Below are 20,723 nucleotides of genomic sequence, written 5' to 3'. Positions count from 1 at the left end.
GTTGAGCGAAAGTCGAACGTCGCGATCAGTCCTCGGGAAAGCGGGCCTCCAGTGCGGCGAGCAGACGCCGCAATTCGGCGATCTTCTCGTAGAGGTGAACGAGGGCGTTGGTTGGCGTGACCGGACCGTCGGGGTCGCCCCCACTTCGTCGCCGGTGACGGCGCTCGGCCGCGGCGACGACCTCCTCGAGTTCGTCGAGTTCGTCGAGGAGCAGGCCCGCGAACAGGCGTGATTGTGCGACGTCGGCGGGATAGGTGGGCCGGGCATCGCCGCGGGTCGAGGGGCCGACGACTCGAGCGGTCGACGGAGTGCCGCCGTACGACGCGACGTAAACGGGGTGCACCGCGTGCAGTGGGCTGGCCTCGCGCCGGGCGGAGGTGGCGCGCGATGATCGTGACGGCATGTCGGAATAGTGGCCGCCCGCAGCGTTCACAGCGACCGTTCAGCGGCGAGGAACGTCGATCGTCGTCGTGACCGACACCATCTGGGGCGTGCGGGGCGCCGAGGAGAAGCCAAACCGGACGGGCGGGTCGAGAGGCGCCAGACCGTCCAGATCGACACCGCGAAACGTCCCGACGACGGCTGTGATCCGCCTGCTGCGTTGCACGCCGTAGTACTCGCGACGGCCGTTGCCCGCGCTGCCGGCGGTGCGTACCCCTGGGATGAGCTGCGCTGCAACGGGATCGATGATTCGCAACCAGGTCGGCGCCGTCGCCAGTCGACGTGGCAGCATGCGCAACAAGACGTCGAATGGCGCCGGGCCGCCCAGCCGTCCGTCGACGACGAGCCCGGGTGCGGTGACGGAGAAGGCGTCGGCGGACTGCTCGACCTCGACCGGGACGATCTCGACGGAATCGAATTCGTAGGTGGCCGAAACGAATTCGGCGACCTCGTCCGTCGGGGCCAGTAGGGTGCGCTGACCGTCCGCAGCCTCCACCATCACGTCGGCGAAGCGGCCGAACGGTGAGTTCGACCACGACCCGACGACCATCCGGACACCCGCGCCGGTCCCGATGCCGGCGATGTGGCCCGTGAAGGTCAGCCGGTCCTGCGGCACTAGATCTCCGTGCCGTTCTCCTCCTCCAGCACTTGGAAGTCGGTGTCGGTCATCTCGGACAGGCGGCCGTAGTAGATGCCGCGGGCCTCCTTGGCCACGACGGCCTGGTGGATCGGCACGGCGCGGGTCGGGGCGACCTCGCGCAGGTAGTCCACCGCCTCGGAGATCTTCATCCACGGCGCCGCAGCCGGGGTGGCGAGCACCTCGACGGGCTCGCCGGGCGCGAAGAGCGCGTCACCGGGGTGCATCAACCGGGCCGGGTGGCCTTCGTCACCCAGGAGATAGGAGATGTTGTCGATGAGCGGGATCTCGGGGTGGATGACCGCGTGCGTGCCGCCGACACCCCGAACCGCCAGGTGCCCGACGGTGAAGGCGTCACCGGCCTGCACGGCCTTCCACGCGCCGCCGAGCTGGGCGGCGGTCATGGGGTCGGCGTACAGCGCGGCCTGCGGGTTGGCGTCGATCAGCGCAGGTAGGCGCTCCACGTCGACGTGGTCGGGGTGCTGATGGGTGATGAGGATCGCCGAGAGGCCCGTGGTGCCCTCGAAGCCGTGGGAGAAGGTGCCGGGGTCGAAGAGCACGCTCGTATCCGACGAGCCCTCCCGAAAGTTCGCGAGCAGGCAAGAATGGCCGAAGTGGGTCAGTTGCATGCCCCCATTGTGGCCCGGTACCTGCCGGTAGAGTGAGCGCCGAGCAATTCACCTCGTAGAACAGGAGCCGCGCGTGGCCCGCGTCGTAGTGCACGTGATGCCCAAAACGGTGATCCTCGACCCCCAGGGTCAGGCCATCGTCGGCGCTCTTGGCCGCCTCGGCGTGTCGGGCGTCTCAGACGTCCGGCAGGGCAAGCGCTTCGAGTTGGAGGTCGACGACAGCGTGAGCGACGAGACGCTGTCCGAGATCGCCGAGTCGCTGCTCGCCAACACCGTGATCGAGGACTGGACCGTCACCCGGGAGGGCTCGTGACCGCCAAGGTCGGCGTCGTCACGTTCCCCGGGACGCTCGACGACGTCGACGCGGCCCGCGCAGTGCGCTTGGCCGGAGCGGAGTCGGTCAACCTCTGGCACGCCGACGCCGACCTGAAGGGCGTCGACGCCGTCGTGGTGCCCGGCGGGTTTTCCTATGGCGACTATCTGCGGTGTGGTGCGATCGCGAAGTTCGCACCCGTGATGGGCGAAGTGATCGCGGCGGCCGGACGTGGAATGCCGGTGTTGGGTATTTGCAACGGTTTTCAGGTGTTGTGCGAGGCGGGGCTGCTGCCCGGTGCGCTGACGCGGAATGCCGGCCTGCACTTCGTGTGCCGCGACGTGTGGTTGGAGGTGGCGTCGAACTCGTCGGCGTGGACCACCCGCTACGAGAAGGGCGCGGACCTGCTGGTGCCGCTGAAGTCCGGCGAGGGCCGCTTCGTGGCATCGGACGAGGTACTCGACGAACTGGAGGGGGAGGGCCGCGTGGTCTTCCGCTACCGGGAGAACCTCAACGGGTCGCTGCGCGACATCGCCGGTATCAGTTCGGCCAACGGCCGCGTCGTGGGCCTCATGCCGCACCCCGAGCATGCCACCGAGGCGCTGACCGGCCCGTCCGACGACGGGTTGGGCATCTTCTACTCCGCTCTGGATGCGGTGCTCGCGGCCTGATTTGCCGCGCCTTCCTGCGCAACCTGGGTGTTAGCGTCGAGAGATCTCATTCTCGGTTGATGCGGGGGTAGTCAATGCTCGTCAATCCAGATCTGTTGCGGGGCTTTGCCCAACAGGTCGACGTCGCGACCGCCGCGATGCGCGGCAGCGATCTTCAGGGCAAGGCCAGCTCGGCGGCCGATGGCCTGCCCGGCTCGACGACGCAGTGGGCCACGCGAGAAGTCGGTGAACATCTCGGTTTGGCGGCCCACGACATCATCAGGGATGTCGCCGCCATGGGGATCGCGGTGAGAGGTGCCGGAGACCACTACGAGGTGGAAGACGACTCACTCGCGACGAACTTCAACGGGTTGTTCTGACGCGTGCTTCCGTCTCGGCCGCGATTGACCAGCTGGAATCCTGACTCTCTGTCGACCGGTGCCAGGATGATCGGTGACACCGGCAGGACGATCTTCGACGACGTCCGGCAACTCGATGATGCAATCAACCGGCTGCCGCAGACCCGCGGATGGTCCGGCCCGGCACAGGAAGCCGCCAACGGGATGTTCGGGCGAGCGGTGACGAGAGCGTCGAAATTTCTCGATTACACGCAGGCGGTGTCGAAGGCACTGGATGACGGGGCTGCGCGAATCGGAAGGGCGCGGACGGACCTCTTGCGTGAGGCCGACGCGATCGACCGGAGCGAGTTGAGCGTTGGCGACACCTGGGTCGTGCAAATACGTCCGGCCGCCATGACCGCCGAGCATGCGGCTGAGCTGCAGACGAAGGCTCAGGCGGCGCAGAATTCGATCAACGATCTGCTGACCAGGGCCGGTCGGGCCGACGACGAAACGACGCAAGCGCTCCTCGTGGCTAGAGCGTCCAAAGGTGCTGAGTTCGACGTTCACCGGATGGGACCACCCGGGCCCGTCCCGCCAGTCCCCGGTGACGAGGTGCCCAATCCGAGCACTGAGGCAGGCCGCAAGCTTCAGGAGTTGGTGCGTGATCAGGACATGGCGACGAGCGTCCGGGAGACCACCGAGTCGACTGACGAGAACGGGAACCAATTCAAGACGCTGTACATGGTGGATGGCAGCAAGCAGGTCATCAAGGAGGAGGGCGGTTGGCCGCCAAGCGCCCATGTGCTTCCCGAAGGAACCCTGCAAGTGACCCAGTACGACAAGGATGGAAACGAAGTGTCGATTGCGGAGACCATTCACGGTGAGGACGGGACGGAGACGACCAACGTTTGGTGGACCGATGGCACGTCGGTGGTGATGACCCGAACGCCAGACGGAAAGTGCAGCGGAGCCGTGACGACCGCCGACGGTAGACATGGGACCCTCGCCGACGAGTTCTTCGAGGATCCCGTTCCGGATGTCGTGGGCGGTTCGATGACCGCCCTGGAGAAGCAGGCGGAGAAGGGAATTCCGACTTTGAGTGCGCGCGCACTAGAGAATGTCAGTACGGGCGCGAGAATAGTCGGTCCGGCTTACGGCGTGGTGGCATCGCTCTACGACGTATCGACCGCCGAGACGAAGCACGACGCGTGCGTCGCCGCCTGGAAGGGTGGCATGGGGCTGGCCGGCGGCGTGGCCGTCGATGCGGCACTCACTGCATTTCAGCCAGAACTGGGCCCCGTCTGGGCTGGTCTCGCTAGCGGAACCGGCGGATTTGGCTTCGGCAAGCTGGGTGGATTCGTCGGCGAACTGGTCTGTCCCAAGTGAAGAACGCGCTTGGTCTGGCTTTCTACTTCATCGCGGTCAACGGACTCATCGTGCTGTGCGCCGCGACGGCTGTGCTCTCAATGGGGCGCGACGAGTTGCCCACTGCGGTCGTGGCCGCAGGGATCGGGTTGGCCTTCAGCGGAATCGAAGCTGCGTTGCTCGTGACCCTTGCCGGCAAGGTGAGCCCTCGTATTCAGGTCAGCGATGGTGAGACGACGATTCGACCTGATCTGGTCGTGGATCGTTGCATCTCATGGGCGACGGTCGTGGGAGTCGGGGCCGTCGCGGTGTACGCGATCTTCGCGCCCCAGGGCAAGATCGACCTTCCGCTTCCGTACGGAAGTCAAGGGGCATGGTCCTTGGCTGCGGTCGTTCTCACCCTCACGGGCACCGCCAACATCGTCGCGTTGTTCAAACGTGGCGGCAACAGCTTCCAGAGGCTTGATCCGCATGGTTTCGAGCTGGGACAAGGGCTTACGACGATTCGCGGCGATTGGGATGACGTCGTCGAAATCGCAGAACATCGGCCAGGCAAGCCTCCGCCAGTCAGGGGTTCGATCTTCCTCAGGCTGGCCGACGGAAGAATCCGCACGCAGGCCGTCGATTCGTACACACCAAGGGGAAGGGCCATGTGGAAGTTCGTCCGCTTCTACTGGATCAACCCTGACAAGCGCGACGAGCTCAGCGACGGTCGAGCAGTCGCGCGCCTCAACGAAATCGTGGGCACGACGTAGTGCAAGCGTCGCGAAAGCGGTTCTGGTGGATCCTCATTGCGGTACTGGGGGTGCTGGTCGTCGTCGCAGTGACTGCCGTCGTCATCGTGGGCAAGCGAACCGCGGTCGGTTCACCGCAGTCGCCGCCCCCGTTGCGCCTGCCGCAGCAGGAATTGCTCTCAGCGTCGATGCGCAAGGAACCGGTGCCTGGCTGGAGAACATCAGCACACGACCTTGGGCTACCGCCCGGGACGGTTCCCAAGCTGATCCGAGGTTACGAGAATCGTGGCTATCTTCTAGGAATCACGGGAACGGGCTGGTGGCTTGCGGCAGTCGACGTCACCAACGGCCGAAGTGTATTTCCGCCAGTCGAACTCGGGCTGGCGAAGACCGCCTCGGGCGTCGACTGCTTCGTCGACGGTCCATCGATGGTGCTGTGCATCGTTCAAGACCGCGATCCTGCAATGCCGTCCCGTGCGTGGCTGGTCAACGCCGACAGCGGCGCGTTGCTCTATGACGGTCCCACCGAGTTGCGGCTGACGACCACGCAGCGAGAACCCGTCGTAGAACAAGCTGGGGTATACGCCGTCGCCACGGTGAACGGTGAGGGAGTACACGGAATCGGACTACGCACCGAGCTGACGTGGTTCGTTCCTGGCAGCGGATTGCTGTCCCAGCAGAGGGACTGGCAACATGACACGCCGCCACAGCCGATCGCCGTTCAGGGCGGAGCAGCTTCGTCCCCGGCGGACGTGGTGTTCTCGGTTGCAGACGGGAGAGTGGTCAAACCTACCGTGCCGCAAGCTGAACAGCTCGGGTTGGCCTTCGCCTACCCGGGTGGTTTCGGGTACGAATACTCCTCGTCGGATGGCTACACCTGGGATCGGGTGGCGCTGTTCGATTCGTCCGGCCGAAACCTGGGTGCGTCAGATCTGAAGGGAACGATTCTCACCGGCTCGCGCGACATCCCCCTGGTGCAGGGGACGACGTCAGACGTCGTCTTCACGCTCGACGGTCGCAAGCTCCTTGAACTGCCCAAGTCGACGGCAATGCCGTACACCCGTGTGATCGGGGACAGGTTGTTGGTCGAGGCGGGTCAGGACCGCGAAAGAAGTTGGCAGCAATTCGACTTGCGCACCGGCAAGGCCTTGAAGACCTGTGATGTCGAGGGCCTCGGCTACTACTACATCGCCTCCGACGGCGACGTCGCCGTGATCAGCGGCGACCGGACCCCGGCCAGGGCAATCGACCTCGACACGTGCGAGCAACTCTGGTCGTTCCCCGGTGAGACGCAGAGCGAGGGGAAGGACGTGTGGAGGGTCGACACCACGCTGGTCCAGCGTACGAATGACGAGCTCTTCTCGCTGGTTGCTCCGTCGTAGCCAAGCACGCTTCCGCGGACACGGCCTAGACCTGAGCCATTCCGCCGTCGATGCACAACTCTGCGCCCGTCATGAAGCTGCTCTCGTCCGAGGCGAGGAACAGCGCGCCGCTGGCGATTTCCTCGGGACGCCCGAGGCGACCCATCGGAACGTGGGTGCTCATCTCGGCTCGGACGGCGGCCGGATCTTGGCCGAAGTACTCCGCCTGTCCGTCGATGATGGGCGTGTCGACCGGCCCCGGGCTGAGTACGTTGACCCGAATTCCCTTGTCGCCGAACTCTGCCGCCCACGTGCGGGCGTAGGAGCGCACGGCCGCCTTCGTTGCGCTGTATACCCCCGCTCCGGGGAGTCCCTTGACCGCCGTGATCGAGCCCACCAAGACGATCGAACTACCCTCGCGTAGCAGCGGCAACGACAGTTGAACCGTGAACAGCGTGCCGCGGGCGTTGAGGTCGAAGCTGCGATCGAAGTGATCCTCGGTCACGTCCCCGAGGTTGACCCGCTCGATGTTCCCGGCGTTCGCGACGACGGCGTCGAGGTGTCCTCGCTCCGTGCGAATGGTCTCGACCACGCGGGTCAGGTCGTCGGGCACCGTCGAGTCCGCGGTGATCCCCGTGACGCGCTGCCCGGTCGACGCCGTCGCGGCCTCGAGCACCGCTGGGCGTCGACCCGTGATGTAGACGTGTGCGCCCTCGCGCTCGAATCGCTGGGCGATCGCCAGGCCGAGGCCTGTACTGCCGCCCGTGACCAGGACCGTCTTGTCTGCCAGGCGCATGCCGTCTCCTCCGATTGGGTGTGGTTTGACGGTATGAGCGGCCGTGGCATAGACGCAAATAGTGGAAGCGAATACTCTGCATTGACGATGTCTATGCCGCCGATGGGATTCTGATGAACCTGCGTCAGTACGAGTACGCCCTCGCCGTAGCCGAGGAGGGTTCCATGACGGCGGCGGCGGATCGTCTTCGAGTAACCCAGCCCTCGTTGTCGCAGCAGATTGGCGTTCTCGAGAAGCACCTCGGGGTGCAGCTGTTCACCCGCACTCCGAGCGGGGTGACGGTGACCGTGGCAGGCCGAGCCTTCCTCGTCGAGGCGGAGGTCGCGACGACGGCGTCGCGGCGGGCCGTCACTGCTGCGCGCGCCGCCACCGGCGAACTGTCCGGCGAGCTCATCATCGCCGTGCACATGGGACTGGGAGCCCGCCAGCTGCCACGGGCGTTGGGACAGTTGCGTATTCGCCACCCACGGCTTCAGGTCACCTTGCACGAGGAGCCAGACCCGGCGGACATGGAACGACTGGCTCGCCAAGGCACCCTGGACATGGTCTTGGTGCATCACGTGCCCGCCGGGTGCGCGTTCGACGTCCACCGCGTGGGCGACGAATCGTACGTCGCCCTTCTGCCGAGAGCGCACCCCTTGCATTCACGACGCGCAGCCCTACGACTCGAAGACCTTGCGGCTGAGGGGTGGATCCGATTCAGGCGCGCCAGTCTGCTCGACGACTACCTCGCCCGCCTGCTCGGCACGGCCGGCCTCAACCCGCCCACGGTGGCCCGCGCATCTCAAATCGCCACGGCGGTCCGGCTCGTCGCCGAGGGATTGGGCGTCACCGTCGTGCCGGCCTCGGCGATCCCCGAGGGCTTCGAAGATCTGGCCCGACAGGTTGTGCCCGCGTTGACCGAGCCCGTCCTCGTCGGCATACGGCGCAACCCGGGTGCCGCAGAGACGGCGATGCTCGACCAGATCACCCAGCAAGATTGGGGTGGCTCAAGGCTTCTCGATCATCCGCCTGACGACCGCCACTGCGTGCCGGGCTAGAGCGTGGCCCAGAACGCCGGGTCGTGACCGTAGAACACGTGCCGATCGGTTCTGGGTAATGGCCAGCCGGCGTCAGTTTCACGACGACCGTTGCATTCGGCACGACGGCATTGCCACCGGCGTGGTCGCCGAGGAGATGCGGGCTGACCAGGCACGGGATTTCGCCCGGCCGCTTTCCAACGCACGCAGCCGTACCTTGGCGGCGAGGCACGTCTATCTGGTCAATGCGACCGACGCCTCCGCGGTGTAGCAGAGGAACGTCAGCGTCTCCTCGAGGTACAGCTGCACGCTGGTGGCATCGTGCGACAGATAGCCGATCGAGACGTCGGTACCGATCTGCAGGTCGAAGTCTCCGCCGCGGCTGGAGAGCACGAAGGCGCCGTCGATCGCTGGCGCCCAGATGATCTCACCGTCGACGAGGCGGTTCAGGTGTTCGCGAATCGGATAACCGTGCGCGGTGGTCTCACTGACCTGGGTGTACACGTCGGCCGACAACAGCACGCAGTACGGCCCGTCCACGCCGGCGAGCCGAAGCGCGGACAGTGCCTGGGAGATGACGTCGGGGATCTCCTTGGGATCCGACGGCAGCGCCAGAGAGCCGTTGGAGCTGCACTTGCGGATGCCGTCGATGGCCGCAGCCGGATATCCCTCGAAGATCGCGCGATCCTCGGCGAAGGCCAGTTGCTTGGCCGCCGTCTTGACCGGATCCCAGTCGGAGTCCTGTGAGCCACGCTCGACGTCGTCGACGTCGGTGCGTGAGATGGTGAACGGCACGCGCAGCCGGACCAGTGGCCTGCTCTCGCGAAGATGGGCCACGACGCCCTCGCCGGGAGGTGCGACGTCGACCAGGTGACCGGTGCTCACCGCTGCCTTGGTCGGCCCGCCGGGGGCACTCGTGTCGACCACGCGCCGACCGGCGATGTGGCGCTTGAAGGTTCTGGTGGCCTCCTGTTCGATCTCGCTCCAGGCTTGGTCGGTGATCGGAGCCAGCTCGCGGTAGAGGTCGTTCATTGGGGTCGTCCTTTCAGACTGCCGATCGACAGAGAGCCGGTGGGCGCGGGGGATGCGGAAGTGGTTGTGGTCGAGGCCGTTTGGGGTAGCGGTGGCGGATCGCCGAGGAAGTCGGCCGTGGGGACGAAGAACATGGTCCCCGTCATCGCCGTCGAGAAGTCCAGGATGCGGTCGGTGTTGCCCGGTGGGTCGCCGACGAACATGTTGCGCAGCATCCGCTCGGTGACCGAGGGCGTGCGCGAGTATCCGATGTAGTAGGTGCCGAACTCGGCCTTGCCGACGCGGCCAAAGGGCATGTTGTGCCGGAGGATCTTGAGCTCGTTGCCGTCGTCGTCGGTGATGACGTTGAGTGCCAGGTGCGAGTTCGGCGGCTTCACGTCGTCACCGAGTTCGATGTCGTCGAGCTTCGTGCGGCCGATCACCCGCTCCTGCGCTTCGGTGGACAGGGCGTTCCAGGCGTCGAGATCGTGGAGGTACTTCTGGACGTGGACGTAGCACCCGCCGGCGAAGTCGGGATCCTCGTCACCGATCTGCGTGGCGTGCAGCGCGATTGGTCCGTCGGGGTTCTCTGTTCCGTCCACGAAGCCCATCAGGTCCCGGTTGTCGAAGAACTTGAATCCGTGCACCTCGTCGACGACGGTGATCGCACCGGCCATGGCGCCGACGATGCGCCCGGCCAGTTCGAAGCAGACGTCGAGCGAGTTTGCGCGAACGTGGAACAGCAGGTCCCCGGGCGTCGAGGGCGCTCGGTGCCGCGGCCCGTCGAGGGCGACGAAGGGGTGCAGCTCGGCCGGCCGCGGCCCGGAGAAGAGCCGATCGAACGCATCGGAGCCGATGGAGGTCACCACCGACAGCTGCTTGCTCGGGTCGCGAAAGCCGATCGCGCGCACCAGTCCCGAGATGTCGCCCAACGCGTCGTGCACGACCTCCTCGCCGCCCTCGTCGATGGTGGCGACGACGAAGATGGCGGCGGGCGTCAGCGGTGCGAGCACCTTCTGCGGCAGCGGATCGGACACATCAGGGACCCTAGCGTCAAGATCACCGCGCCCGAAGGCCGTGAGCCGAAGATGGTGGCTAGCCCCCACCGCAGACGGGGGAAGGCGTCAAGATGGACCCATGACAGCGACTCCCGAAGGCTTGTGCGACTTCATCGACGCCTCTCCGTCGCCATTTCACGTGTGCGCGACCGTGGCCGAGCGGCTGCGGTCCGCCGGCTACCTCGAACTGTTCGAAGGCGATGCCTGGCCAGCCGGCGACGGGGGCTACTTCACGGTGCGGGCCGGATCGCTCGTCGCGTGGCGGGGAGCGGCCGGCGGCACGCCGTTTCGCGTCGTCGGCGGGCACACTGACAGTCCCAACCTGCGGGTCAAGCAGCACCCCGACCGGATCGTGGCCGGCTGGCAGGTGGTTGCGCTCGAACCCTACGGCGGCGCCTGGCTGAACTCCTGGCTGGACCGCGATCTCGGCGTCAGCGGCCGGCTGTCGCTGGCGACCGAGGACGTGCTCGTGCGCGTCGACGAGCCGGTCCTGCGGGTACCGCAGCTGGCGATCCACCTGTCCGACGATCGCAAGGGCGTCGAGCTCAACCCGCAGCGTCACGTCAACGCCGTGTGGGGCGTCGGCGACCGGGCGCGCCCGTTCGTCGACTGGGTCGCCGAGTACGCGGGCGTCGACCCGGATGCAGTGCTGGCCGCCGACCTGATGACCCACGACCTGACCGGGTCGACGTTGGTGGGTGCCGACCGCGACCTGGTCAGCGCGCCGCGGCTGGACAACCAGGGCACCTGTTACGCCGGGCTGGAGGCCTTCCTGGCGGCGGAGCCGCGGGGGTACGTGCCCGTGCTGGCGCTCTTCGACCACGAGGAGGTCGGTTCGACGTCGGATCACGGCGCCCAATCCGAGCTGCTGCCGACGGTGTTGGAGCGCATTGCGCTGCTCGCCGGCGACGGACGGGAGGCGTTCCTGCGCCGCGTTGCCGGGTCGATGGTGGCCTCCGGCGACATGGCCCACGCCACCCACCCCAACTATCCCGAGCGCCACGAGCCCGGGCACCTGATCGAGGTGAACGGTGGACCCGTGCTCAAGGTGCACCCCAACCTGCGCTACGCCACCGACGGCAGGACGGCGGCCGCGTTCGCCGTCGCGTGCGAGCAGGCCGGGGTGCCGCTGCAGCGCTACGAGCATCGCGCCGACCTACCGTGTGGGTCGACGATCGGCCCGATGACGGCGGCGCGCACCGGCATTCCGACCGTGGACGTGGGCGCCGCGCAACTGGCCATGCACTCGGCTCGCGAACTGATGGGCGCGCGCGACGTCGTCGCCTACGCCGCCGCGTTGCAGGCGTTTCTGTCGCCGCAGTGAATTATCTTCTCCAGGTATGAGTCTGGACATGGCTACGGTGACCTTCGACTGCGCTGACCCCGATGCTCTGTCGGCCTGGTGGGCCGACGTGCTGGGGTGCGAGGTGAACGCGGTGGTGCCAGGCGAATTCGTCCTGGTGACCCGGCCGGAGGGCACGGCCGTCGGCTTCCAACGGGTCCCGGATCCGACCCCCGGTAAGAACAAGGTGCACCTCGACCTGCACGCCGACGACATGGAGACCGAGGTGGCGAGGGCCGTCGGGCTCGGCGCCCGGGAGGTCGAACGCAACTGCTTCGGCGACGACTTCCGGTGGGTCGTGCTCGCCGACCCAGAGGACAACGCGTTCTGCATAGCGGGCGGTTAGCCCACGGGGGAGGATCACCCACGTGTTGCTGTCGCTGATCGCCGTTTCGCTACTCCTCGCCGTCTGGGCCCTGCTGGCCCGACGCCTGGGTGGCTGGCGCATCACGCCCCCGCTGTTCCTCCTGCTCGCCGGCGCCGTCGTGGAATACACCACGCACGGCTCGCTGGCCGACACCCTCAACTCGCAGACCGCCGAGCAGGCCGCCAAGATCGTCCTGGCCATCCTGCTGTTCCTCGACGCGAACGCCATGCGCGCCGGGCTGTTCGGCGAACATCCGCGCTCGGCCGCCCGTGTGCTGTTCGTGGCGTTGCCGCTGAGCGTGGGAATCGCCGTCCTGCTCGGTCTGTGGCTGCTGCCCGGCTTGTCGTTGGCGACTGTCGTCGTCATCGCCTGCATCGTGGTGCCGATCGACTTCGCCCCCGCGCAATGGATAATGCGAGACCGGCACGTCCCGCACCGGGTCAGCGATTTGCTCAACGTCGAAGCCGGGCACAACGACGGCATCCTCTCGCCCATCTTCCTCTTCGCCCTCGCGGTGGCCGATCAACACGTCCAGGCCGGCCCCGTCTGGGAGGAGCTGCGGGAGGCCCTTCCCCACTCGGCGAAGGCCATCGTCGTCGGGGCAGTGGTGGGCGCCGGCCTCGCGATGGGCGCCAACTTCGCCGAGCGCAAGCACTCGATGACCGGGCAGTCCCGGCGGGTGCTGGTGGTGGCCGCGCCGGCAGTGGCCTACACGCTGACCCTCTGGTGGCACGGCAACGGATTCGTCGCGGCCTACCTGTGTGGCGTGGCCTACCACTACTACCGGCAGTCCAGTGACGCCGAGCGTGAGCTGGAATTGCTCGAGGACCTGGGCTTTTTGTTGACCGCGCTGATGTGGTTCGTCTTCGGCGGCGTGATCCTCATCGCCTACTGGCAGGCCGACCTCACCCTCGGCATCGTGGCGTTCTGCCTGCTGGCGCTGACACTGGTGCGGATGCTTCCGGTCCTGCTGGCCATGGTCGGTTCGAAGTTCACGTGGCCGGAACGGGTGATGCTGGGCGGACTGGGGCCGCGCGGCGCCGCGGTCATCGTCTTCGGGCTGCTGGCCTACAACGTGCTCGACCCACCCGAGGAGGACACCATCCTGCTGATCGTGGTCGTCGTGGTGCTGGGCAGCGTCGTGCTGCACGGTTTCGGCGGGCCCGTGGCGGCGCGGGCGCTCGCTCGTCGCGGAAGCGAATAAACTACCCAGGTGACATCCGCGTACTCCCACGAAGTGGACAGTGTCGAGCAAGCCTCTACGACCCCCGATCAGCCGCAGCCCTTCCGTGAGCTCGGCCTGAAGGACGACGAGTACCAGCGGATCCGTGGCATCCTCGGACGCCGGCCGACCGACGCCGAGCTGGCCATGTACTCGGTGATGTGGAGCGAACACTGCTCCTACAAGTCCTCGAAGGTGCACCTGCGCTACTTCGGTGAGACGACGACCGACGAGATGCGGGCCGCCATGTTGGCCGGCATTGGCGAGAACGCCGGCGTGGTCGACATCGGCGACGGGTGGGCGGTGACCTTCAAGGTCGAGTCCCACAACCACCCGTCCTACGTCGAGCCGTACCAGGGTGCGGCAACCGGCGTCGGCGGCATCGTCCGGGACATCATGGCCATGGGCGCCCGTCCGGTCGCGGTGATGGACCAGCTGCGTTTCGGGGCGGCCGATGCGCCGGACACCCGGCGGGTGCTCGACGGCGTCGTGCGCGGAGTCGGCGGCTACGGCAACTCCCTCGGCCTGCCCAACATCGGCGGCGAGACGATCTTCGACCCCTCCTACGCGGGCAACCCCCTGGTGAACGCGCTCTGCGTCGGCGTGCTCCGCAAGGAGGATCTGCACCTCGCCTTTGCGTCCGGCACCGGCAACAAGATCATTCTGTTCGGGGCGCGTACCGGACTCGACGGTATCGGCGGCGTCTCGGTGCTCGCGTCGGAGACCTTCGGCGGCGACGAGGGCGAGGGACCCGGCCGCAAGAAGCTGCCGTCGGTGCAGGTCGGCGATCCGTTCATGGAGAAGGTGCTCATCGAGTGCTGTCTCGAGCTCTACGCAGCTGGTTTGGTGATCGGCATTCAGGATCTTGGTGGCGCCGGATTGTCTTGCGCCACATCCGAACTGGCGTCCGCCGGTGACGGTGGCATGTCCATAGAGCTCGACAAGGTGCCACTGCGCGCCAAGTTCATGACCCCGGCCGAGGTGCTCTCCAGCGAGTCGCAGGAACGCATGTGTGCGGTGGTGGCACCCGAGAACGTCGACGCGTTCATGGCCGTCTGCGCCAAGTGGGAGGTGCTGGCCACCGTCATCGGCGAGGTCACCGACGGCGACCGGCTGCAGATCACCTGGAACGGCGAGACCGTCGTCGACGTGCCCCCGAGGACCGTGGCGCACGAGGGGCCGGTGTACGAACGCCCCGTCGAGCGGCCGCACACCCAGGACGCCCTCAACGCCGACACGTCGGATTCGATCCCACGTCCGTCCACCGGTGACGAACTTCGCGCTACGCTCCTGAAACTCCTTGGCAGCCCGCACCTCTGCAGCCGCGCCTTCATCACCGAGCAGTACGACCGCTACGTGCGAGGCAACACGGTGCTCGCCGAGCACGCCGACGGCGGCGTGCTGCGCATCGACGAGGAGACCGGTCGCGGCGTGGCCATCTCCACCGACGCGTCGGGCCGCTACACCCAACTCGACCCGTACACCGGTGCCCAGCTGGCGCTGGCGGAGGCCTACCGCAACGTCGCGGTCACCGGGGCGTCGCCACTGGCCGTCACCAACTGCCTGAACTTCGGTTCGCCGGAGGATCCCGGCGTGATGTGGCAGTTCTCCCAGGCCGTCCGTGGGCTCGCCGACGGCTGTGCGGCCCTTGGCATCCCGGTCACCGGCGGCAACGTGAGCTTCTACAACCAGACCGGTACCACCCCGATCCTTCCCACCCCCGTGGTCGGCGTACTCGGCGTTCTGGAGGACGTCAGGCGACGGATTCCCACGGCCTTCGGCACCGAACCCGGCGAGACGCTGATGCTGCTGGGCGACACCCACGACGAGTTCGACGGTTCGGTGTGGGCTCAGGTCACCGCGGACCACCTGGGCGGTCTGCCGCCGAAGGTGGACCTGGGACGCGAGAAGCTGCTCGCCGAGGTCTTGGCGTCGGCGTCCCGCGACGGTCTGATCTCCGCGGCGCACGACCTCTCCGAGGGCGGCCTCATCCAGGCGGTCCTCGAGTCCGCGCTGGCCGGTGAAACCGGTTGTCGCATCATCCTCCCCGAGGGAGCCGATCCCTTCGTGACGTTGTTCTCCGAATCAGCCGGGCGGGTGCTCGTCGCCGTTCCGCGCACGGAGGAGAGCCGTTTCCGGGCGATGTGCGAGGCGCGCGGCCTGCCCGCGGGCCGCATCGGCGTGGTCGACGAGGGCAGCACGTCCATCGAAGTCCAAGGTCAATTCACCGTCGGACTCGACGAACTTCGCAGCATCTCCGACGGCGTGCTTCCCGGACTGTTCGGGTGACCTCCCGCCCTCGCTGCTCCGGCTGTGACTGACTGATTCCTGGATCGAACGCCGGGCTGGACCAACGGACTCGAGTACTGATGCCGGAGAGGGCTCTTCGCGCGCTGTGCGTGGCTGGCGGGGTGCTGGCCTGGAAGGTCGTCGTCGCACCCCGGGTGCCGTCGCGCTGGCAGGTGCCGGCGCGGGCCGTCCTCGGTACGGGACTCGTCGCCGGTACCCGGGCGCCACTGGGCCTGCGGCCCCCCGAACTTCGGGCGGGGTTGACGACCGGATCGGGCGTCGCCGCAACGATCTTCGCCGTCGTCGGTGCGTCGACGGCACTGCGTTCCGTCCGCTCGTCGTTGGCCGGGCGCGACGTGCCCGCTGACGTCGGGGCCTGGCTGATACGGGACATCCCGATCGGCACCGCGTGGTTCGAGGAGGCCGCCTACCGCGCGGCGCTGGGCACCGCGGCGGCCCGGGCCTTCGGACCGCGCCGCGGGCGTCTCCTACAGGCGACCGTCTTCGGGCTGTCGCACGTCCCCGACGCCCGGGCCGCCGGTGACTCCGTCCTGGGCACGGTCCTGATCACCGCCACCGCCGGCTGGCTGTTCGGTTGGCTGCACTCACGCACCGGCAGCCTGGCGGCACCCATGCTCGCGCACCTGGCCACCAACGAGGCCGGGGCGGTGTCGACGGTCCTGGTCCAGCGCACGCGGCGAGCCACGTCGACGCCGACCGTCACGGGTTGATGGTGAGCTCGCCGATCTGACGCCCCCACACGTGGTCGACGGCCAACGGCTGCCCCAGCTCGAGGTGGTTGTAGGGCGCGAGGCTGAAACCGGTGTCCATCACCAGATACGGATGCGGCCACAGGTCGTAGGTGACCTTCTGCCAACACCCCGGCCGACCCTCGGGGCCGCCGTGGGCGTTGATCCGCGGCAGGTTGTCGGGGTAGACGTACGGGTTGCCCGCGCCCATCACCGTGCCGAACGCAGCCAGTGAATAGCCATTGTCACCGCCGAGGGCGGTGGCGATCCGCGGTCCGACGTCGTGGTAGTTGCGCAGGGTGCAGAAGATCATGCCGCGGTACTCGTCGAGCAGCGCGGTCGTCGGGCGCAGGTCTGCGGCGCTGCGCACGAAGAACGGGCCCGCGCGCCGCAGCGGATCCGCCGCGGTGTCGCCGAACCCGACGGCGGCCATCAACGCCGCGTCGAGGTCGCCGCGGCGTGCGGTGAGCGAGTGCGCGGTGGTCGTCGCATCTTCGAGTCCAGCGACCAGATCCGGGGCGGCGTCGGCGTACACGTCGAGCAGCTCCGCGGTCTGCTCGAGATCCCGGCGGATGCGCGGCCACCGCGAGTTCAGGTCCCCGAGGATGACGTTCGCGTCGTCGAGGGATGTGCCGAATCTGGTGCCCAGGCCGGTGAGGGCCTGGGCCGTGGCCGTCAGGGTCTGGTTGAGCTTGACGGGGTCGACCATGGCCGCGACGGAGGTGATCTGCTCGAAGAGCGTGTCGAACTCGGTGGTCACCGACTGGACGGGAATCGTCGCCCCCGGCGAAATTCGTTGTGGCGATGGGTCGTTGGGTGAGGTGAACGACACGTACTTGTTGCCGAACACCGTGCTGGCCCGCACGTCGGCCACCACGTTGGACGGTATCGCGGGCAGGTATTCGTCCTTCACCTCGAGTTCGATCACCGCCTGCTCGCGCCCGAGGACCGTTGCGGCGTGCAGACCGGCCACCCGGCCGATCTCGACGCCGTTCAACGTGACCTTCGAACCGGGATCGACGACGAGGCCGGCGCGGTCCGAGATCACGGTCAGCGGGGCCCGACCGACGAAGTCACCGCGGTACTGCTTGGCCAGCAGCACGCCGAAGACCGCGACGACCACCACCAGCGCCGCCCCTGCCAGCCGATACGGCGGGCGGTGGCGGTCGAAAGCCATTCTGGGAGACTAGGGTATGGCCAGCCGTCGCAGTGCGGATCCGACGAAGACCCGCGACGCCGTCTCGGCGGTCGCGGACTGGCTTCGAGACGGCACCGCGGCCAGTCCCGAGCGCAGCGCGATCGCCGAGGCGGTGCGTCTGACCGCCAGGACACTGGCTGCGCAGGCGCCGGGTGCCAGTGTCGAGGTGCGGGTGCCGCCATTCGTTGCGATGCAATGCATCTCGGGCCTGGCGCATACGCGCGGCAACCCGCCGAACGTGGTCGAAGCGGACCCGCGCACCTGGCTCCTCCTGGCCACGGGTCTGCTGACGATGTCCGACGCGCTGGCCACCGGGAGGTTGCAGTCGTCGGGATCACGGGCCGCCGAGATCGCCGACTGGCTTCCCGTCGTCCCGCTCGCGCCCCAACCGGACGACGGCTCCTCCTGAACCCGGTGGAAGCCGCGGTTGCGCAGGGTGACGTCCTCCAGCGGCTGACGTCGAGGGGTGACCGTCGTCGGTGCGCCCTCGGCAGGCAGTTGGTCGGCCCGCGCTCGGCTCACACTCTCGCCAGAAATGCGCCGGCGATCTCCGTTGTTGAAGAGTTCGTCCGTACCGCGCTTCGATTCCACCTTCGGCAGCCGTTCACCGTAGACTGAAGCCCGTCACCCACAGCCCCCAGGGAGCACACTGATCGTGACCGCCGAGCAGATCGACCCGACGGACGACACGGATAACGAGCCCAAGGAAGAATGCGGCGTCTTCGGCGTCTGGGCCCCCGGCGAAGACGTGGCGAAACTCTCGTACTACGGCTTGTATGCCCTGCAGCACAGAGGGCAGGAGGCAGCGGGCATCGCCGTCGCCGACGGATCCCAGGTACTGGTGTTCAAGGATCTCGGCCTGGTCAGCCAGGTGTTCGACGAGCAGACCCTCGCGGCGATGGAGGGTCACGTCGCGATCGGGCACTGCCGGTATTCGACCACTGGTTCCACGACATGGGAGAACGCCCAGCCGGTGTTTCGGAACACCGCGGCGGGCACCGGCGTGGCACTCGGGCACAACGGAAACCTCGTCAACACCACCGAGCTGGCCGCACGGGCTCGCGACGCCGGCCTGACCGACATGCGCGGTGCGGCCGCAGCGACCACCGACTCCGACATCCTCGGGGCGCTGCTCGCTCACGGTGCAGCGGACGCCACCCTCGAGCAGGCCGCGCTGGAACTGCTGCCGACCGTCCGCGGCGCGTTCTGCCTGACGTTCATGGACGAGAACACGCTCTACGCCGCCCGCGACCCGCACGGCGTGCGGCCGCTCTCGCTCGGCCGGTTGGACCGCGGCTGGGTGGTGGCCTCGGAGACGGCCGCACTCGACATCGTCGGCGCAGCGTTCGTGCGCGACATCGAACCGGGTGAACTCCTGGCCATCGACGCCGACGGCGTGCGCTCCACCCGCTTCGCCAACCCCACCCCCAAGGGGTGCGTGTTCGAGTACGTCTACCTCGCCCGGCCCGACAGTGTCATCGGCGGCCGTTCGGTACACGCGACCCGCGTCGACATCGGTCGGCGACTGGCCCGCGAGTCACCCGTCGACGGCGACCTGGTGATCGGCGTCCCGGAATCCGGCACCCCGGCCGCCGTGGGCTACGCGCAGGAATCCGGCATCCCGTTCGGTCAGGGTCTGATGAAGAACGCCTACGTCGGCCGCACCTTCATCCAGCCGTCGCAGACCATCCGCCAACTGGGCATTCGCCTCAAGCTCAACCCGCTCAAGGAAGTCATCCGTGGCAAGCGGTTGATCGTCGTGGACGACTCGATCGTGCGTGGCAACACCCAGCGCGCGCTGATCAGGATGCTCCGTGAGGCCGGTGCCCTCGAGGTGCACGTCCGCATCGCGTCACCGCCGGTGAAGTGGCCGTGCTTCTACGGCATCGACTTCGCCACTCCCGCCGAGTTGATCGCCAACGCCTCCAACGCCGGCGCCAACGAGACCGAGATGCTCGACGCCGTTCGCCGCGCGATCGGCGCCGACAGCCTGAACTACATCTCGCACCAGGGCATGATCGCGGCGACCGAGCAGCCTGCGTCGCGGTTGTGTTCGGCATGCTTCGACGGGGAGTACCCCATCGAATTGCCCAGCGAGTCGGCGCTCGGCAAGAACGTCATCGAGCACATGCTGGCCAATGCGGCGCGCACTGGCGTGCAGTCCGAGAACGACAACGCCTCGGCTTTGCGCAGGCCCTGAAAGTTATTGCGGCGCAGTCGAACTGAAGCGAATGAGGTGTCGGCGACCCTTGCCGGTCGTCCCGTCGCTCTCGAGTGCCAGCCGCACCGACTCCCGGTAGTTCGTCAGACCGCCGGGCGGTGGCGGCACCACACCGTCGATGTCGTGCTCCGACATGACCGCGTCGTGTTCGAGGGACTCCACCAGCGGACGGGCCAGTCCGGACGGAATCGGCGTGACGAGACCCACCCACCAACTGGCGATGCTCGGGGTCAGCAGCGGCAGCGCGATGATGAACCGCCGGCGCAGACCCGCCTCCTCGGCATAGATCTGCATCGCGTCGGCGTACTCCAAGACGTCCGGGCACCCGACGTCGAACGTCCGCGACTTCGGTAGCGGCGCGTCGGCACACTCGGCGAGGTAGTAGAGCACGTCGTCGATCGAGATCGGTTGAATCTTGTTGCGCACCCACTTCGGCGTGGTCATCACCGGCAGTCGGTCGGTCAGGTGACGCACCATCTCGAAGGACGCCGACCCGGAACCGATGACGATGCCCGCTTGCAGCACGACCGTCTCCACCGACGAGGCCATCAGGATCTCGCCGACGGTGTTGCGCGAGCGCAGGTGGCGCGACAACTCACCGTCCGGATGCAGCCCAGACAGATAGACGATGCGGCGCACGCCGGCCTTCTCTGCGGCGGCCGCGACGTTGTGGGCGGACTTCTCCTCCTCGCGGACGAAGTCGCGGGAGGTGCCCATCGAGTGCACCAGGTAGTAGACGACGTCGACCCCGTCGAACGCGGCCTCCAGGGTCTGCGGATCCCCGAGGTCGCCGCGCACCACCTCGACCTGATCGCGCCACGGCGCGTCGCGGAGCTTCTCCGGAGTGCGAGCCATCGCTCGCACGTTCTCGCCCCGCTCCACGAGCAGTGCGGTGAGGTGTCCACCGATGTACCCGGTTGCACCCGTCACCAATGAGCGACGCGACTCAGTGTCCGACATCCAGCCTCCGTCCGTCGGTC

Annotated in this window: 22 protein-coding genes; 14 read left to right on the top strand and 8 right to left on the bottom strand. The window is 67.5% G+C overall.

Features of this window, described 5'->3' with window-relative positions:
- Window positions 1–25: 25 nt before the first annotated feature.
- Genes ABZ195_RS05590 through ABZ195_RS05580 form a run of 3 tightly spaced genes read right to left on the bottom strand, consistent with a single transcriptional unit; the run spans window position 26 to window position 1,707 of the window.
- Window positions 26–403, bottom strand: a complete 378-nt coding sequence (locus ABZ195_RS05590; protein ID WP_355215614.1) for a hypothetical protein — start codon at window positions 401–403, stop codon at window positions 26–28.
- A gap of 39 nt (window positions 404–442) precedes the next feature.
- The gene (locus tag ABZ195_RS05585; protein WP_355215612.1) at window positions 443–1,057 is read right to left on the bottom strand and encodes a hypothetical protein; all 615 of its coding nucleotides are present in this window, start codon (window positions 1,055–1,057) and stop codon (window positions 443–445) included.
- Window positions 1,057–1,707 (bottom strand): MBL fold metallo-hydrolase, encoded by a 651-nt coding sequence (locus ABZ195_RS05580; protein WP_355215610.1) that lies wholly within the window; start codon window positions 1,705–1,707, stop codon window positions 1,057–1,059. Before ABZ195_RS05580 ends, ABZ195_RS05585 begins: the two co-directional genes overlap by 1 nt.
- A gap of 73 nt (window positions 1,708–1,780) precedes the next feature.
- On the opposite strand from ABZ195_RS05580, the gene purS reads away from it, so the two are divergent.
- The 6 genes from purS to ABZ195_RS05550 all read left to right on the top strand — a co-directional run bounded on the left by purS (window position 1,781) and on the right by ABZ195_RS05550 (window position 6,492).
- Window positions 1,781–2,020, top strand: coding sequence for a phosphoribosylformylglycinamidine synthase subunit PurS (gene purS / locus ABZ195_RS05575; protein ID WP_355215609.1), 240 nt, complete (start codon window positions 1,781–1,783; stop codon window positions 2,018–2,020).
- A complete protein-coding gene (gene purQ, locus ABZ195_RS05570; protein WP_355215607.1) occupies window positions 2,017–2,691 on the top strand; it encodes a phosphoribosylformylglycinamidine synthase subunit PurQ in 675 nt (224 codons plus the stop codon). Before purS ends, purQ begins: the two co-directional genes overlap by 4 nt.
- Before the next feature lie 74 nt (window positions 2,692–2,765).
- A complete protein-coding gene (locus ABZ195_RS05565) occupies window positions 2,766–3,050 on the top strand; it encodes a hypothetical protein (protein WP_355215605.1) in 285 nt (94 codons plus the stop codon).
- Between the two features lie 66 nt (window positions 3,051–3,116).
- Window positions 3,117–4,397, top strand: coding sequence for a hypothetical protein (locus tag ABZ195_RS05560; RefSeq protein WP_355215604.1), 1,281 nt, complete (start codon window positions 3,117–3,119; stop codon window positions 4,395–4,397).
- A complete protein-coding gene (locus ABZ195_RS05555; RefSeq protein ID WP_355215603.1) occupies window positions 4,394–5,131 on the top strand; it encodes a hypothetical protein in 738 nt (245 codons plus the stop codon). The genes ABZ195_RS05560 and ABZ195_RS05555 overlap by 4 nt, the downstream gene beginning before the upstream one ends.
- Window positions 5,131–6,492, top strand: coding sequence for a hypothetical protein (locus ABZ195_RS05550; RefSeq protein ID WP_355215602.1), 1,362 nt, complete (start codon window positions 5,131–5,133; stop codon window positions 6,490–6,492). Before ABZ195_RS05555 ends, ABZ195_RS05550 begins: the two co-directional genes overlap by 1 nt.
- A 25-nt stretch (window positions 6,493–6,517) precedes the next feature.
- Here ABZ195_RS05550 and ABZ195_RS05545 read toward each other — a convergent pair whose 3' ends face one another.
- Entirely contained in the window at window positions 6,518–7,267 is a 750-nt protein-coding gene (locus ABZ195_RS05545) for an SDR family oxidoreductase (RefSeq protein WP_355215601.1), read from the bottom strand.
- Window positions 7,268–7,380: 113 nt separating this feature from the next.
- Between ABZ195_RS05545 and ABZ195_RS05540 the strand changes: the two genes are divergently transcribed.
- Complete coding sequence (locus tag ABZ195_RS05540; protein ID WP_355215600.1) at window positions 7,381–8,307, top strand: LysR family transcriptional regulator; 927 nt, start codon at window positions 7,381–7,383, stop codon at window positions 8,305–8,307.
- Between the two features lie 213 nt (window positions 8,308–8,520).
- Here ABZ195_RS05540 and ABZ195_RS05535 read toward each other — a convergent pair whose 3' ends face one another.
- Window positions 8,521–9,318, bottom strand: a complete 798-nt coding sequence (locus tag ABZ195_RS05535) for a family 1 encapsulin nanocompartment shell protein (RefSeq protein WP_355215599.1) — start codon at window positions 9,316–9,318, stop codon at window positions 8,521–8,523.
- Complete coding sequence (locus ABZ195_RS05530) at window positions 9,315–10,334, bottom strand: Dyp-type peroxidase (RefSeq protein ID WP_355215598.1); 1,020 nt, start codon at window positions 10,332–10,334, stop codon at window positions 9,315–9,317. Before ABZ195_RS05530 ends, ABZ195_RS05535 begins: the two co-directional genes overlap by 4 nt.
- Window positions 10,335–10,434: 100 nt before the next feature.
- Here ABZ195_RS05530 and ABZ195_RS05525 point away from each other — a divergent pair, with 100 nt between their 5' ends.
- The 5 genes from ABZ195_RS05525 to ABZ195_RS05505 all read left to right on the top strand — a co-directional run bounded on the left by ABZ195_RS05525 (window position 10,435) and on the right by ABZ195_RS05505 (window position 16,306).
- On the top strand, window positions 10,435–11,679 hold the full coding sequence (locus tag ABZ195_RS05525) for a M18 family aminopeptidase (protein WP_355215596.1): 1,245 nt from the start codon (window positions 10,435–10,437) through the stop codon (window positions 11,677–11,679).
- A 16-nt stretch (window positions 11,680–11,695) separates the two neighbouring features.
- Complete coding sequence (locus tag ABZ195_RS05520) at window positions 11,696–12,043, top strand: VOC family protein (RefSeq protein WP_355215594.1); 348 nt, start codon at window positions 11,696–11,698, stop codon at window positions 12,041–12,043.
- Between the two features lie 22 nt (window positions 12,044–12,065).
- The gene (locus ABZ195_RS05515) at window positions 12,066–13,268 is read left to right on the top strand and encodes a cation:proton antiporter (protein ID WP_355215592.1); all 1,203 of its coding nucleotides are present in this window, start codon (window positions 12,066–12,068) and stop codon (window positions 13,266–13,268) included.
- Between the two features lie 33 nt (window positions 13,269–13,301).
- Window positions 13,302–15,575 carry a phosphoribosylformylglycinamidine synthase subunit PurL gene (gene purL, locus ABZ195_RS05510; protein WP_355216091.1) on the top strand — a complete coding sequence of 758 codons (2,274 nt, stop codon included), beginning with the start codon at window positions 13,302–13,304 and terminating at the stop codon, window positions 15,573–15,575.
- A gap of 80 nt (window positions 15,576–15,655) precedes the next feature.
- The gene (locus ABZ195_RS05505) at window positions 15,656–16,306 is read left to right on the top strand and encodes a CPBP family intramembrane glutamic endopeptidase (protein ID WP_355215590.1); all 651 of its coding nucleotides are present in this window, start codon (window positions 15,656–15,658) and stop codon (window positions 16,304–16,306) included.
- On the opposite strand, the gene ABZ195_RS05500 is transcribed toward ABZ195_RS05505, so the two are convergent.
- Complete coding sequence (locus ABZ195_RS05500; RefSeq protein ID WP_355215589.1) at window positions 16,296–17,501, bottom strand: MCE family protein; 1,206 nt, start codon at window positions 17,499–17,501, stop codon at window positions 16,296–16,298. The genes ABZ195_RS05505 and ABZ195_RS05500 overlap by 11 nt on opposite strands.
- Window positions 17,502–17,517: 16 nt before the next feature.
- On the opposite strand from ABZ195_RS05500, the gene ABZ195_RS05495 reads away from it, so the two are divergent.
- Window positions 17,518–17,931 (top strand): sterol carrier family protein, encoded by a 414-nt coding sequence (locus ABZ195_RS05495; RefSeq protein ID WP_355215587.1) that lies wholly within the window; start codon window positions 17,518–17,520, stop codon window positions 17,929–17,931.
- A gap of 246 nt (window positions 17,932–18,177) precedes the next feature.
- Window positions 18,178–19,722: an amidophosphoribosyltransferase gene (purF, locus tag ABZ195_RS05490; protein WP_355215585.1), complete on the top strand. Its 1,545-nt coding sequence runs from the start codon at window positions 18,178–18,180 to the stop codon at window positions 19,720–19,722.
- Between the two features lie 3 nt (window positions 19,723–19,725).
- Here the strand turns inward: purF and ABZ195_RS05485 are convergent, their stop codons facing one another.
- Entirely contained in the window at window positions 19,726–20,703 is a 978-nt protein-coding gene (locus ABZ195_RS05485) for an NAD(P)H-binding protein (RefSeq protein WP_355215584.1), read from the bottom strand.
- Between the last annotated feature and the right edge of the window lie 20 nt (window positions 20,704–20,723).

Source organism: Mycobacterium sp. NPDC006124, from assembly GCF_040614235.1.
GTDB lineage: Bacteria > Actinomycetota > Actinomycetes > Mycobacteriales > Mycobacteriaceae > Mycobacterium.
The sequence above is the reverse complement of the archived record's forward strand: the minus strand, read 5'-3'. Positions and strand labels throughout refer to the sequence as shown.